Here is a 14,996-nt window from a genome sequence, read left to right as displayed (position 1 = left end):
TCGAATTGTGTAAACAAAAATATGAGGTTTTTGCTTTAGCCAAATGGAAAGTTGGCTAAAGCACTCAAAAGTTTTAAAGATTTTTATAGGATTTTCAGCCATGTCAAACCACAATGTTGCTCTTCAATTTGAAGATGGCGTAACGCGTTTTATCTCAGTTACACAAGGTGAAACTTTATCTGATGCAGCATATCGCCAGAAAATCAATATTCCTTTAGATTGCCGTGATGGTGCTTGCGGTACATGTCGTGCTTTTTGTGAATCTGGTTCGTTTGACATGCCTGAAGAAAGTTATATTGAGGATGCTTTAACACCAGAAGAAGCTGAACAAGGCTATATCTTGGCCTGCCAATGTAGACCTTCTTCTGACGCAGTATTCCAGATTCAAGCTTCATCTGAAGTATGCAAAACCGAAATTCATGCATTTCAAGGTACATTATCTCGTGTTGAAAAGCTCTCTGATTCCACCATCACTTTTGATATTCAATTAGATGAAGGCCAACCCGATATTCATTTTCTTGCAGGTCAGTATGTCAATGTGGCAATTCCACAAACCACTGAAACGCGTTCTTATTCATTTAGTTCAAAACCCGGAAATCGCTTAACTGGCTTTGTGGTACGTAATGTTCCAAATGGAAAGATGAGTGACTTTTTAAGTGCAAATGCCAAAGCGGGTGACAAAATGACCTTTACTGGTCCATTTGGAAGTTTTTACCTTCGTGATGTAGTTCGCCCTGTCGTTATGTTGGCAGGCGGTACAGGTATTGCACCATTTATGTCGATGTTACAAGTGCTTGAAGACAAAGGCTCACAACACCCTGTACGCTTAGTATTTGGAGTAACCAATGACTTTGACCTTGTGGCACTTGAAAAGCTCAATGAACTGCAAAATAAACTGCCATGGTTTGAATACCGTACAGTCGTTGCACATGCTGAATCAACACATGAACGCAAAGGTTATGTGACAGGTCATATTGACAATGACTGGCTAAATGGCGGTGACGTCGATGTTTATTTATGTGGTCCTGTTCCTATGGTTGAAGCTGTTCGAGGCTGGTTGGATACCGAAGGGATTAAACCGGCAAACTTCTTATTTGAGAAATTCTCTGCAAACTAAAATGGTACTGTTCAGGAGCTGAGAAGAATGTCAGATCGCCAAAGATTTAAAAATAAAGTTGTCATTGTTACTGGTGCCGCACAAGGCATTGGTCGTGGTGTCGCCCTACAAGTGGCAGCGGAAGGTGCGCATGTGGTTATGGCCGATCGTTCAGAATATGTCGAAGAAGTGCTTGTTGAAATTAACAAAAATGGCGGTGATGCAATCACCATCAATGCAGATCTGGAAACTTTAGCGGGTGCTCAAGATGTCGTTGCTAAAGCCATTGAACGCTATAACCGTGTTGATATTTTGATTAACAATGTCGGTGGTGCAATTTGGATGAAACCGTTTCAAGCGTTTTCTGAAGAAGAAATTATCAAAGAAGTGCATCGCTCACTATTTCCAACCTTATGGTGTTGTCGAGCAGTCCTGCCTGAAATGATCAAAAATCAAAAAGGTACCATTGTTAATGTATCCTCTATTGCAACATGCGGTATTCATCGAGTGCCCTATTCAGCCTCAAAAGGCGGTGTAAATGGTCTAACCACAGCACTTGCATTTGAACATGCCAAAGATGGTATCCGGGTTAATGCTGTTGCGACTGGCGGTACAGAAGCACCTCCACGTAAAGTCCCTCGTAATACTACGGCATTGACCGAAAATGAAAAACAATGGATGCAAGATGTGGTAGATCAAACCATTGATCGTACTTTTATGGGCCGTTATGGTTCGATTCAGGAACAAGTCAATGCAATATTATTTCTTGCGTCTGATGAATCCTCTTATATGACAGGTACTATTGTTCCTGTAGGTGGTGGTGATCAGGGTTAAAACTGATTTTTTTATATAGCAGGATCATTGAAATTCAATGCATGGAGGCTTTGCCCAATGGCATCCCTGTTCAAAATGTTAAAACAAGATTGGTCTTTATCAGCGACAGTTGCAGGATTTTTAGCTGTACTGATTTCTTATGCAGGACCAATGATCATTTTTTTTCAGGCCGCTCAACAAGCCAATGTTTCCTCAACCATGATGGCATCATGGATCTGGGGGAGCTCTATTGGCGCGGCAATCACTGGAATCATTTTATCCATTAAGTTTAAAACGCCGATTATTACCGCATGGTCAGCACCGGGAACGGCGCTCTTGGTGGCTTTATTTCCGCATATTTCTCTGAATGAAGTTGTTGCAGCCTATATTACTTCTGCAATCATTATTTTTATCATTGGGATTACTGGTTCTTTTGATAAACTTTTAAAATGGATACCACAAGGGCTGGCAGCAGGAATGATGGCTGGAATTCTGTTCCAGTTTGGTTTAGGTCTGTTTAAAGCTACTGACACAATGCCCTATGTCGTTTTTGGTATGCTGATCTGCTTTTTACTAGCAAAACGCTTTTCACCTCGCTATGCCATAATTTGGGTATTATTTTCAGGTATTGCGCTCAGTTTTATCTTTGGAAAAATCAATCCAGTAGCAATGGATTTTTCATTGGCAGTTCCTGTTCTGATCAGTCCAGAATGGACCTGGTCTTCTACATTGAACCTTGCAATTCCACTTACAATTGTCAGTTTAACGGGGCAGTTCTTGCCGGGTATGGCAATTCTCAAACTGAATCATTACGACACACCTGCTAAACCGATTTTAAGCATAGCCAGTATCACCTCTATTGCTGTGGCTTTTACTGGTGGAATCACGATTGTGTTAGCAGCGATTACTGCTGCACTTTGCACGGGTAAAGATTCGCATGAATTGAAAGAAAAACGCTATATCGCAGGTATTGCCAATGGCATCTTCTATATTCTAGGTGGATTATTTGCAGGCAGTTTGGTGATGCTATTTAGCATACTTCCCAAAGAGTTGATTGCGGCACTTGCTGGATTGGCCTTACTCGGAGCAATTACCACCAATCTTGGTATTGCAATGAAAGATGAAACACAACGAGATGCTGCCATCATTACTTTTCTTGCCACTGTATCGGGTATGCATTTTTTAGGATTTAGTTCGGTTTTCTGGGGAATTTGTATTGGCATGATCGCACACTTGATTTTAACTCGACAACAATCAAAGGCTGCCATTCCAACTCCAGTACAAGACTCACCACAAAGTCAATAAAACAGCATATTCACTTCACGATCAGCATAAAATCCCATGCAGTCCGATGGGATTTTTCTATCATGACATATTGTGGGATATAACCAAGTTTCGCTTTATGAAAGCGCCATTTCTTACAGTTAAATCTTAAAGTATTTTACTGTTGCTTATTGGTGATTTCTAAATACCAAATCGTTTCACCCCAATCACTATTTTCAATTTTTGGAAAAATTTCTCCTTGTTCAAAATAACGAGATTGAGATTTGTTTGCTGGACTCCACCAATATCCTGATCTTGGGCAACTTTGGCTTGATAAGGCCTTTATATTTTCAACATCCAAAGAATTATCTGAACCACCTTCATCAGCAATTCTTTCAATTAATATCCAATTCACTTCAGCATACAATGTTTCATATGTGTCTGGATCCACCCCGATTGGTACTACACTTCCCCACCCTCTATCCTCTTCTTTGCTTGAAGCTATAAACTCAATCCGCTTCTGGTCTTCTTTGCAAATATAAATCCCTGTCGTTTTTACTTTCTCATTAGATTTAACGGTTATTTCAAAATTTATCCGATATATTGGATAAGACTTTGGTAAATCAACATCAATTCCTTGAAATATAGCTGCTTCTGGAAATTCGGCTTCAAGAAAACCCATATCCCAATTTTTTGGGTAAGAATTTCTAATAATTGAGGCATATCGATTTGTGATTGAATAATAATCCCAACATTGTCGTACTTTATCGTTAGGTAGATCATCCATCCAATGTGGAGAAAATTCACTTAGACCTTTGTCATTCGAACGAATTTCCCCCACACAATTTAGATAAGTAAAATCACCTGATTTTATTTTTATATAAGCATATTCTATCCGATCCATCGTGGACCTAAAATTTGGTAAAACTGTACCGCCCCAATTAATATCTGCCCGTTCAGGTAAAGGAAAATCTCTTAAGTCATAAGGAGGGTTATGCATATATATTTCAAATAATTCTTCTAAACCATCTAAAAATTGACGATGGTTATTACGTACAATTTCAAAAAAATGCAAAGCGCTAAATTGCTCAAGCAAATAGGCTTCTTTCGGACTAAAGGTATAAAAACTGCTTGGATTTGGTTTTTTGTCCCTCAACTGCAAATATACTTTCGCATAATCATTTTTAATCTCTGGTTTTTTAGTACAAAGCTCTTCACTTTCCCCAAAAGCAATAAGACTAAGAGAATAATGTTTTTTAAATAATTCTTCATAAACCACAATCAGGAGAACCCCGATTATTGGTAGGATAATCATCAGTAATACATAGTTTTTACTTAACCAAAAATAAATACCTAATCTTAAAATTAACCCTGTGCTCAATCCACCATAAAGATATGATGAGTAAATTTGAAGTTTTTGAAAGTTAAAGTAATAACATACTCGATATAAGCAGAGAGTGATTAAGCTAAAAACTAATATTGTGAGTACACTAAAGTGAGAAAAACTAAGTAATCCCACTAAGAAACAGATAAAACCAATCATGAGTTTTATCCTTCAGATTTTAAAGTATGAATACAATGAATATTATAATACATCATCACTTCCAATTAGTTACTTCAAAATTAAGCATAATTATCATATGTAATTCTTTACTATTTTATTCTAACTAAAAAGAAAACCATCTTTTTATGGATGGTTTTACTAACTCAAAATTTTACTTTTCACCATCAAACTGCCAATACACATCACCCCAATCGCTCTTAATATTAGGGAATACATTACCTTTTTCAAAATATTGTCGTGAATTTTCTTTGGCGACTGCAAACCAATATCCAGACTGAGGACATATACTGCCCGAGATTTGATTTTTAAAAAACATATCATCAGTTTTATTATCTGGGTGATCTATTACTTCCCATTTAACGTTATCAAAGCGAAGAATAAACTTATTAGTAAAAGCCCATAAATAAGACTCTGATGCTTCAACTTTAAATACTAAATCTTCATCTACAAGATTACTAATAATAATTTTAGTTAACTTTTCATCACTATACTTATATATTCCTTTTGAAGATCCAATATAAACAGCATCATTAAATTCAGTCAAAGAGTAAAAATCTGCATGTATATTTAGATCAGTTAACCTTTTTATAGAGTTATCATCTTTTATTAAGAATAAATTACCTTGAATCCCCGCAGCAAAAACATTTTTATTCTTTAATAACAATAATGAGTATAATGTAGCTGGTGTTTTTCGTTCCAATACATTCCATTGCTCCCCATCATAATGAGCAATTAAACCTGATTCACCAATTCTCCCCACACAAAAAAATTCATTTGAATTTCTACCACATATATCAATGATCGAAATATCATTTTCTTCAGATGTAAGCTCAATATTTGTTATTTCTATATTATCACGACTTAATTCAAATCCTTGATTGATCAATGACCATTTTTTATTAGAAAACTGATAAATTTGGCCATCATACCCACAAACAAAAATTTCTTGATTTATTGCTTTTATTGCTTTTATTGTAAATAAATATCCTTTACCTAGACTCCAATCTTCATTTAGTCCAGCCCCATCAATATATGAAAACTTACTAGTTTCTCCATTATATTCCTCTAAATGCCCTTCATTGCTAATTCCAAATAGTTTTTTATTATTTAGATTGTTATTATAACACACTGATACTACATCAAATTCCACATCATGATAATACCAGCCTGTTTCTAATCCGTAATCATAATCAAATAAGATACATCTTGAATATTCCGCATCAAACTTATCTAAGTTATCTAGTGAAGCGCTTAAATAGACCATACTATCAGAAATTACACATGCGCTTTTGAATGTTACAGAAGATATTTCTTTCATAGTTTCTTTCCACCATTATTCATATTTGTACTAACTTCTCTCCCTAAGTGATTTTTATCTACTCACATCTATATGATGCGATAATTTGATATGCTCTAAGTTGCACCATCGAACTAGCAAAATTACATTCTTTAGCACTAAGGTTTTAATGAATTGTTTCATGACTTCATTTGGCTCTATTACTTTAAAGTCCTCTTTCTTTGAAATAACCATATCTGTAGTTTGAGCAACTGTATTCTGACTTGATAAAATTACCATCATCAAAACAACAGTCATACAAGTGTGTAGAAAAGTTTTAGTCATGTTATAAATTATTCAGTATTAAAATTATTTTAAACAGGATATTTTTTTAATAATTCAGCATCATCCTCTCGGTCCCAACGTTCAAGCCACCAATCACATTGTTCAGCTTGAAAAAAGACTGGCTCCCATTCAGCCAATGAATCCGCGTATTGAGTGAGGGGTAACATCTTTTCACGAATTGGTCTTAATATATTGTTTAAAGCTTGATATCCTTGAGGACGTGGTAAGCCTATTCGTGCCAATTGTGGTGATTCATCTGCTTTAAAAAACATGCCATCATTAATCGGTTCTAACTGTAATGGTGTATTGAGGTTTTGTTTCTGAATTGCTTGTACTTGATTTAGCTTTTCAAGCCAAGGCTGACCCAAATAGACCAACCATGCAGTTGAACGCACGCCCTTTTCTAAAGAAGGTTCATCATTGGTCACAGCACTACGCTGAACCATATTCTTATCAATATCTAAACCTAGAAAACGATAATTAGCTGCAGTTTCAAAAACTTGCCATGGTACAGCACGGGTAAAATTTAAAGGTTGTCCTATACGATAACCACAGTAGGCTTGTTCTATCTTAATTTCACGGACAATTGATTTAAAAAACTCAATACATTTCAGTCGTTGTTCACTATTTTTTGTAAAATCAAAAGGAAAAATAAAATTCACAGTTGAATAGCGTTCATTGTTTGCCATTTCAGAACTACAGGCAACATCTACTCCATATCTAGGAGCAAAACTCATTTTCGGTTGATCTGAAAAATAGTAACTTAATGATGTCGTTTCCTTCCTAATATCCTCAATCCAATTGTTTGGAAATCCATCTTTTCTAAATTTACGTTCACGTTGATTTTTTACAGAAGCTTCCCGCTGAAATTCAATCTCCGTTAATTTAATATAATCGAGGACTTTGTTAAAAAAATACTCTCGCATTGACAGTTGATCACCATTATAAAACCAAAAAGACATCATTAAGTTTAATCGCACTGGTTCTGTCTTCGATTCAACGTCCACATATGGCAAAGTGTAATCTTGTGTCTTTTCAATCTGATCTAACCAAGCTTCAGCTTGTTTAAATAACTCACCCATTATTTATTCCTAATTATTTCCAAAGATTTTCAGCATTGGTAACAGCATTTTTTGTTTTCTTAATGATGGGAATTCTGGAGGTAGTATTATAATGCTTACTTTTTTTCCCACTTAGAATCATCTAATTGGAATATTGCTTTACTCCGCCCTTCGTTTGGATTTTGTTGCAAAAACATATTATTCCAATCCTGAACAGTTGTTTTTAAGATAGGTGGGGTTTTAAAGGATTCAAAGAGTTGGTTTTCAATGCCTGATAAATCGTTGTCAATCTTTAATCTGAATGGAGCTTTATAATTTTTTTTAGTAATTACACTGATTTCTTGAAAATTCCAAAAAAATATAGTCGCTTGTTGCGTTAAGGGCTCAACCATTCTTCTCGTTGTATTCCCTTTCCTTTCAAGTGTTAAGCCATAATCATCTCTATATTCTTTTGGACCACCTAAACCTTGAGCAAAAACCCATAGTGTATTTCCAAAAGTGCCATCTTCTTTTAAGCCAATACGAATAGCATTTGCCCACATGAGGCGTTTATTGTCTCCAAATAAATGAGTTGCAGGTGTACCAATTCGGATATGTACACCAATAAAAATTTTATTGCCCTGTGTATCCTCAATAAATCCCTCAGTATTTGGAAAGCCATCACCATACACCAGTGAAGTGATGTCCATATACTTATTAATTCGTTCAACCCGAATCATCAACTCATGACGAACATCTAAATCAGGGACAAAACTTTTTCCTGTGTAATCATAAACTGTACGAGACATAGCAAAGGCATGATTTTTACCATGATAATGTGAAGTAAAGTTAAAACTACGAGGACTTTCAAATTTTACATCTGGCACAGTGACTTGAAGCGTTCCTGTTGGTTTATATTTTTCATCTTTATAATCTTCATCATGTCCTAGGATAGGAACTCCCAAAACTCTTAATGGTCCTGATGGATTAGATTCCACTTCGATCGTTTTAAGACCTTGAGACGTATTTAAAATAGATAGATTTATGTTTGATCTAGACCAAACTCTAGAAGTGACACTATCAACTGGAATTTTGTCTGGATTATTAGAGTCATAGTGACTTTTTCCTAAAGAGAAACCTCGATTATCTCCATGAAAAAAGAAACCTTTGGCTTCAAACTGCTTATTTGGATGAAATGAACGTAGATTAATCTGATAATTCGCCAATTTAACCATTTTAATAACAACATCATGTCGTTTTTTATTCGGGTCAGCAGGTGTAGTCATTACCGATGCTAAAGTTGTTCCCATTTCTTTAATCCTTATTATTTTGTTCGAAATATTCTTTTAAATATTGTTGTTTCAATGGGTTTAATGAAATCAATAGTTGTTCTAATTCATCTAAACTTTGCATTTCATAAATTTCTGAGGCATCAATATTTTTACTTTCCATATTTGGATAAAGAACAGAAAAACTCATAGAACTTAATAACTCACCCTTTTTCCTATTTTCATTTTGATAATCTTTCATATATTGCTCTAATTCGGCTGAATTTTTCCATATCTCAGCACGAGTAGTATTCCAATAATAAACTGTTTTAAATTTGGCTTGCTCCTTGGTAAAAAAATAAGCATTAGGATCATTAGTCTTAGGATAAAGTTTAGGATCAAAAATTATTTGTTTGGCTTGATTATTGGTATCAATATACCAAGACCAATTAACATCTTTATCATAATCATGCCCCCCTCCACCTAAATAAGGCATATTGATTCTCTGTCCTTCTTTTGTGATTGTAACCCAATAAACATTGCGTTTATCGTAGTTCATTCCGCTTGTCAGGACTTCACTTTTGGAGGCCTTTACTTTGATTAAGCCACTTTCAGGGACGGTTAGAGAGACACCTAAAGGATCGGTTTTTAAGTCTTGCCCATCATCTTGGTCGAATACAACAAACACAGGACCAATGAAGTTTTCAGGGATTAAAAAGACAATAGGCGGTTTCATAAAATCTCTTCCAAAGTTAATCAACTTGGCGACGACAATTAAGCCAACCAAGAGGCAAATAATCAATATAATTAGCTTTTTTCTATTTAAATTAAATTTTTTAATCACTCTTCTTTCCATTGATGATTAACATCATCATCGCCTGAATATTTAAGTTCCAATTTTTCAGCTTCATTTCCAGTTTGAACAAATTGAGTTTGTTGTTCTTCATCTAGATTTGCATTGAACTGATAACTACGTTTTGAATTAAAGAGTTTAAAAGGCAAGTTTTTAATCTGTTCGTCACTGATTAAATTAAATCCTTGATTAAAACCCTCTAAGTTTGAGTTTGGCATATTAGGTAAGGTTGTCACAACCTTTTGTCCACTCACAAACTTATGCTGCCCCGCCTTACTCTCAAACAAACCACCAGTAGTGGCAAACACACCTGAGCCATTGATTCTTAATTCTGAGGTATCTGCAACTAATCTAATCTCTTTAGGACTGGTAATATAGATTGCATCTTCAGTTGAAATGATTTGAATCCCTTTACGTGCAATCAAATCAGCCCCATCTCCTTGAGCTTGTATTTCAACCTTGCCTTTACCTGCATAGAATCTGGCACCTTCCTGAGCTGCAAACAAACTGATTTTACTTTGTGCATGAGCTAACAAGTTCTTTTGAGTACTTAGGTTAATACTATCACCTGCACTATGACTAATTTGACCATCTGCTGAAAGATGTACATCTTCATTGCTTGCAAGGGCGATTGAATTGGGTGAAGTCAAAATCATTAAAGCTTGTTTAAATGCTTTTGCCTTAGTTTCGCTTTGCTGTTCGATTTGTTCAATAAACTGCTTAAGATCATCTAGAATTTCTAAAGGGTCGGTTTGTTGATTTTTAGCGACTTCACTTAACGCTTTTGAATTATTCAAACCAGATTCAAGCTGTAATTTGGTTTCTGATGCATCAAGATGATGACCACTTGCTGAATCTTGCGAATAGGTAGAAAGCAATAAGCCTTGTTTAGCTCTAAGCGCTCCCCACTGATCAGTACGCAATTCAAAGCCTTCACCACGTCCCTCACTGGTGTCAGTTTCTTTAGGATGACTAAGATTACCTAAATTCAGCTGGCTTGCTGAATGACTACTTTGCAATTGGACGCTGATTTGTCCTGTACTATCATCAAATCTCAGTTGGTTGTAGCCACTCCCTTTATATTCCTTACTTTTTATCCCTGATAATTTTTTAGTATCTGGCAATTTGCCTTTATGATCAAATTTGGAGGGATGACGTTGTGCTTCATGAATTCGCCCCACGACATACGGTCGATCGATATTGCCATCAAAGAAATTAATGACCACAATTTCTCCAATACGAGGCAAGAATCGTGCACCATAGCCTTCTCCTGCCCAAGGCGTCAGTACATCGACCCAAGCCGAATCTGTATCATTGTCATTTGAACCTGCACCGCCATCATGGATGTGGTCTTCATTTCGAGTGAACAAGAAGCGTACTTTGATACGTCCCCATTCATCGACATGAATTTCCTCGCCATCCATCCCGACAACTTTTGCTCGTTGTGGATGTGTGGTAGGTCGTTGTTGCAGTGGGTTGTATTCAGGAACAATGTCGATGCTTCGACGTTGCAATACAAGCTGATTGGCTTGACGTTCATCTTTGTTATTGGTGATGATATTGTTCAATTGCCAATGACTTTGTGTAAGTAATGCTGTCACTTGATCATTCAGGTCTTTAGGCAAGTTGTTCTGATTATAGAATGTCTTTGAGGTGATCAAAAATTCTTTGTCTGCACCTGAATGCTGAACTATTTCAGGATGTTCATTAAATTCAAACCAATACCCCACATATGCATCTCTTACTGTAGAAATAGCAGTAAATTTTTTGGCTTGTAGATCGAAATATTTACTCAAGTTTTCATTGAGTTTTTCAATTTGGACATGACCAGATTTGGTTACACCATCTTCACCTTTTAAGTCCTGTATCCATGCAGGACTGACATGAAATGCCTGTTCTAAAGCTAAACTTGCCACATTCTGATTGTCTGAATGCTTATGTTTGGTAAGAACTGAGCCTGCACCTTCTTCTTGTTCTAAAGCATCCGCTTGCCATCTTTGTACATGTACAGCCGTAGGCTGAATGGAACGTAAACCAGTAAATGCCGTTATGCTATCTTGTCTTTCTACAGCACTGCTACGATGAAAACGGATACTACGGCGATCTAGTGCTTTGTATTGCGCATTATGATCGATTAGGCGTAGTTTCTGTGGTTGAATCTGCTCTGAAGAACTAGAAACTTTATGCTGTGCTTCATCAACTAAGAAACTTATCCCTTCAGAAGCCAACAACCGTTGAATAAAGTCAAAATCGAGCTCATTGCTCTGCATGATGAATGGTCGAACATCATAGTCTTTGGTTAAGGCAGTTTTATCCAAAGTCAGGCTTGAAGCAAACAATGGACTTCGCTCTCGCCATTCTTGAAATAGAACCTCCACAACTTGAACAACAGATTTATTCATAAACACTCTGGAGTTTCTACGATATTTCCAAAGTGCTGTGGGGTCTTCTACTGTAAAGCGATAAATTGTAAGAGAACCGTCACTGGCGCCTACATCGGCTTTGGTTACGATCCCTGAAATTCGATTCAGCTCAGATTTGTCATTAACAATATCCACGGCCACTTGACTACCAATAAAGCTTTTTAGAGCAATGCTTGCTGATGTAGATAGACAAGTTAATTGTAGGCTAAGGCCTAAGTTAAGTGTATGTGTCCCATCAATACGTTGCAGGAACACTTGATCATTTAAAGATGAATTTGAAAATAGAACATGGATCGCACGTTTTTTCGCGCCAAGTCCCAGTTGCTCTAAAGTAGTGTAAATATTGTTAGACATGGTTTATTATTTAATTTTAGAATGTGATGAATTATACTAAAAATCTTAATAAAATGTCTAGACAGGCTTGTCTACAGCCGCTTTTAAAACGACAAATTGTGTCTCATTTTGTTTCAACGTGTTAAGTCAATTATGCCGATAATCAATCTGCCCTTTGGTCATTTGAAAATATTCTTATATTTTCTTTCTCTCTAATTTTTCTCATTCGAATTGATGTGATTTCACCCAATCGTAATTAGATATTTTTTCTCAACTACAATACCGAATACTTTTCGATGGTTCTTTTAGGGTCTGTTGACAATTCGTCTACGTTTGCGACTACGTGTGTTTTTTAGGCGATACTAGGCGCGAAATACGAAATTTAGTTATTCTAAATGAGTAGTTCGTAACAACGTAGCGGCAAAAAACACGCTAGTCCCGAAGGGTTGTGGCTAAAATTATCTCAGCCTACGTTATGAAACTCGAAAATAGTCTCGCTATTCTCTTCGTTTCATGCCTTGCCTGCTCAATTTTAGTCTACAACGCAAGCCATTTATGAAATGTCAACAGACCCTATTTAACTTAAATCATAAGCAAATTTATCTAAAACCAAGTTTGATAATTATTTATTTTTTTCATTTTTACAACATAAAATTAAGCAATAAATTCTCATATTACGCAAATTAAAACAAGAACATTCGTGCGTTAATTTATAGATATAGCTGTATTAAGCTGTGTATTTTTTGTACCAATCCCGTATTTGTATAATCGTTTAATCTTAAAATCAAAATGCAAAATCCAAACAGTTTGAAATGCAAAAAATTTGATTTTTCACATTTTCAAGACATAAAAATCGCAGCAGCATAATAAGGATATTTTATGACAGAAACACATATATATCAGCCACATGAAAAACGTAATCGTGTCATGGCTATCGTTGGGGCTGCTTCTGGTAACTTGGTGGAATGGTTTGATTTCTATATTTATGCAGCATTCGCAACCTATTTCACCCATGCATTAACCGCTCCAGATATGGATGACTCCACAAAAGCAATTTATGTGTGGGGCGTCTTTGCTGCTAGTTTTTTCATGCGGCCCATAGGCAGTTGGCTTTTTGGCTGGATTGGCGATACCTATGGACGTAAAAAATCCATGATCATTTCTATTACATTAATGGCGATCAGTTCATTTTTATTTGCAGCACTCCCGACTTATGATCAAGTCGGTATGGCAGCACCATTTCTATTATTGGCTGTACGTCTGTTACAAGGACTTTCAGTAGGTGGTGAGTATGGTACTGTTGCGACCTATATGAGCGAGGTTGCTTTAAAAGGTCAACGAGGATTCTATTCCTCTTTTCAGTACGTCACGCTGTCTGGTGGGCAACTTTTAGCAAGCCTTTTAGGCGTGATTATGTTGGCCCTTATGTCTAAAGAACAATTAATGGATGGTGGCTGGCGTATTCCATTTATTATTGGTGGTGTAGTTGCCATTCTTTCATTCTTTGCACGTCGACATTTAAAAGAAACCTTATCTGAAGATGATAGTGCAAAAGAGGGTTCAGGTAGTTTAAAAGAATTACTCAGCAAGAACTGGAATACTTTCCTACTGGTTGTTGGTTATACCTCTGCGGGTTCATTGTGTTTTTATATCATCACAGTATATTCAAAAACCTATATCACCAGCCTTGGTTTTGCCGATAAAACGGTCGGCTATATGATGACCATTGCCCTATTTGTATTTATGTGTGCACAACCTTTGTTCGGGATGCTGGCAGATCGAATCGGTCGTCGTGCTTCAATGATGCTCTTTAGTAGCAGCTGTGCCATTTTTATCTATCCTGTCATGGTCATTGCGATGCCGTACTTTAGTGGTTCAGCTTTTATCGTGACCTTATTACTGATCTTCTTAATGATGTTACTCAGTTTCTATACCTCGATTAGTGGTTTAGTTAAAGCAGAAATGTTCCCGCCACATATTCGAGCCTTGGGGGTTGGTTTTGCCTATGCTGTCGGTAATGCAATCTTTGGTGGTTCTGCTCCGGCTGTAGCATTAAAGTTAAAAGATCTTGGTCATGAGAACAGCTTCTTTGTTTACGTGATTGTCATGCTGATAATTTGTCTTTTCTGTAGCATGCAACTCCCTAAACAGCCGAAATATTTACATCATGATCATTAAGCTCAGTATTTTAAGGTCTGTTTTTACAGACCTTTTCTTTTAATACATGCCATTTGTTGTAAAATAACAGCGTATATACAATAAAGTCTTATTAAATCTTGAGGAAAAGATGAAAAAAATATTGCTTATTCTTACCTGTATTTCAATCAGTCATTTTGCCAATGCCAAAACACAAAACTATATCCTGGCCAATGGTGGTGGTGTTGATGACAACGGTTTGCTGTTAAAAAATACCCAAGGCAAAACCATTTATGCATACTGCAATCAAAAGTGCGGACCATGGTTTGACCATGATGAAGAAACAGGCGGGCAAATTCTAAAAAAGCAATATATTGAAAAAAAGGTCCAAGCAGATATTCAATTTGAAAAAAATGCAGATCGAGTTGCTGGTCCTAGTGCAGATGAGTCTTTTTACTTCATTAAACAAATCAAATTTATTGAATAATTTAAAAATAAATCATGACATTAGAATCCACTCTCCCTTCTAAATGTCATGCGCTTTATGCCTTTATTTTGATACTATAAATTGAGAGGGATCAAATCT

11 protein-coding genes are annotated in these 14,996 nt (G+C 36.2%); 5 read left to right on the top strand and 6 right to left on the bottom strand.

Annotated elements, in window-relative coordinates; all coding sequences use genetic code 11:
* Positions 1 to 100 precede the first annotated feature (100 nt).
* Genes benC through benE form a run of 3 tightly spaced genes read left to right on the top strand, consistent with a single transcriptional unit; the run spans position 101 to position 3,214 of the window.
* Complete coding sequence (benC, locus tag AC07WY_RS00825; RefSeq protein ID WP_494735492.1) at positions 101 to 1,117, top strand: benzoate 1,2-dioxygenase electron transfer component BenC; 1,017 nt, start codon at positions 101 to 103, stop codon at positions 1,115 to 1,117.
* Between the two features lie 27 nt (positions 1,118 to 1,144).
* Positions 1,145 to 1,930, top strand: a complete 786-nt coding sequence (benD, locus tag AC07WY_RS00820; protein ID WP_262086180.1) for a benzoate diol dehydrogenase BenD — start codon at positions 1,145 to 1,147, stop codon at positions 1,928 to 1,930.
* A 57-nt stretch (positions 1,931 to 1,987) separates the two neighbouring features.
* Positions 1,988 to 3,214 (top strand): benzoate/H(+) symporter BenE, encoded by a 1,227-nt coding sequence (gene benE / locus AC07WY_RS00815; protein WP_494735491.1) that lies wholly within the window; start codon positions 1,988 to 1,990, stop codon positions 3,212 to 3,214.
* 136 nt (positions 3,215 to 3,350) lie between these two features.
* Here the strand turns inward: benE and AC07WY_RS00810 are convergent, their stop codons facing one another.
* From AC07WY_RS00810 to AC07WY_RS00785, 6 genes are all read right to left on the bottom strand, one after another.
* Positions 3,351 to 4,715, bottom strand: a complete 1,365-nt coding sequence (locus AC07WY_RS00810) for a hypothetical protein (protein ID WP_494735490.1) — start codon at positions 4,713 to 4,715, stop codon at positions 3,351 to 3,353.
* Positions 4,716 to 4,887: 172 nt separating this feature from the next.
* Positions 4,888 to 6,054: a hypothetical protein gene (locus AC07WY_RS00805; protein ID WP_494735489.1), complete on the bottom strand. Its 1,167-nt coding sequence runs from the start codon at positions 6,052 to 6,054 to the stop codon at positions 4,888 to 4,890.
* Positions 6,055 to 6,386: 332 nt separating this feature from the next.
* On the bottom strand, positions 6,387 to 7,439 hold the full coding sequence (locus AC07WY_RS00800) for a type VI immunity family protein (protein ID WP_494735488.1): 1,053 nt from the start codon (positions 7,437 to 7,439) through the stop codon (positions 6,387 to 6,389).
* 95 nt (positions 7,440 to 7,534) lie between these two features.
* On the bottom strand, positions 7,535 to 8,707 hold the full coding sequence (locus AC07WY_RS00795; RefSeq protein WP_419335616.1) for a hypothetical protein: 1,173 nt from the start codon (positions 8,705 to 8,707) through the stop codon (positions 7,535 to 7,537).
* Positions 8,708 to 8,711: 4 nt separating this feature from the next.
* On the bottom strand, positions 8,712 to 9,509 hold the full coding sequence (locus AC07WY_RS00790) for a hypothetical protein (RefSeq protein WP_494735487.1): 798 nt from the start codon (positions 9,507 to 9,509) through the stop codon (positions 8,712 to 8,714).
* The gene (locus AC07WY_RS00785; protein ID WP_419335618.1) at positions 9,506 to 12,295 is read right to left on the bottom strand and encodes a type VI secretion system Vgr family protein; all 2,790 of its coding nucleotides are present in this window, start codon (positions 12,293 to 12,295) and stop codon (positions 9,506 to 9,508) included. Before AC07WY_RS00785 ends, AC07WY_RS00790 begins: the two co-directional genes overlap by 4 nt.
* Before the next feature lie 858 nt (positions 12,296 to 13,153).
* On the opposite strand from AC07WY_RS00785, the gene AC07WY_RS00780 reads away from it, so the two are divergent.
* Together AC07WY_RS00780 and AC07WY_RS00775 are read left to right on the top strand one after the other, a co-directional pair.
* A complete protein-coding gene (locus AC07WY_RS00780; protein WP_151803078.1) occupies positions 13,154 to 14,452 on the top strand; it encodes an MFS transporter in 1,299 nt (432 codons plus the stop codon).
* Positions 14,453 to 14,561: 109 nt separating this feature from the next.
* Positions 14,562 to 14,897, top strand: coding sequence for a hypothetical protein (locus tag AC07WY_RS00775; protein ID WP_004821903.1), 336 nt, complete (start codon positions 14,562 to 14,564; stop codon positions 14,895 to 14,897).
* Positions 14,898 to 14,996 lie beyond the last annotated feature (99 nt).

The organism is Acinetobacter sp. GW821-FHT01C12 (assembly GCF_059422625.1).
The sequence above is the reverse complement of the archived record's forward strand: the minus strand, read 5'-3'. Positions and strand labels throughout refer to the sequence as shown.

What these genes read in the sequence shown, in the direction of transcription:
- benC (WP_494735492.1), top strand. Translation starts at nt 101, where the DNA reads ATGTCAAACCACAATGTTGCTCTTCAATTTGAAGATGGCGTAACGCGT.
- AC07WY_RS00805 (WP_494735489.1), bottom strand. Translation starts at nt 6,054, where the DNA reads ATGAAAGAAATATCTTCTGTAACATTCAAAAGCGCATGTGTAATTTCT.
- benE (WP_494735491.1), top strand. Translation starts at nt 1,988, where the DNA reads ATGGCATCCCTGTTCAAAATGTTAAAACAAGATTGGTCTTTATCAGCG.
- AC07WY_RS00810 (WP_494735490.1), bottom strand. Translation starts at nt 4,715, where the DNA reads ATGATTGGTTTTATCTGTTTCTTAGTGGGATTACTTAGTTTTTCTCAC.
- benD (WP_262086180.1), top strand. Translation starts at nt 1,145, where the DNA reads ATGTCAGATCGCCAAAGATTTAAAAATAAAGTTGTCATTGTTACTGGT.
- AC07WY_RS00785 (WP_419335618.1), bottom strand. Translation starts at nt 12,295, where the DNA reads ATGTCTAACAATATTTACACTACTTTAGAGCAACTGGGACTTGGCGCG.
- AC07WY_RS00795 (WP_419335616.1), bottom strand. Translation starts at nt 8,707, where the DNA reads ATGGGAACAACTTTAGCATCGGTAATGACTACACCTGCTGACCCGAAT.
- AC07WY_RS00780 (WP_151803078.1), top strand. Translation starts at nt 13,154, where the DNA reads ATGACAGAAACACATATATATCAGCCACATGAAAAACGTAATCGTGTC.
- AC07WY_RS00800 (WP_494735488.1), bottom strand. Translation starts at nt 7,439, where the DNA reads ATGGGTGAGTTATTTAAACAAGCTGAAGCTTGGTTAGATCAGATTGAA.
- AC07WY_RS00775 (WP_004821903.1), top strand. Translation starts at nt 14,562, where the DNA reads ATGAAAAAAATATTGCTTATTCTTACCTGTATTTCAATCAGTCATTTT.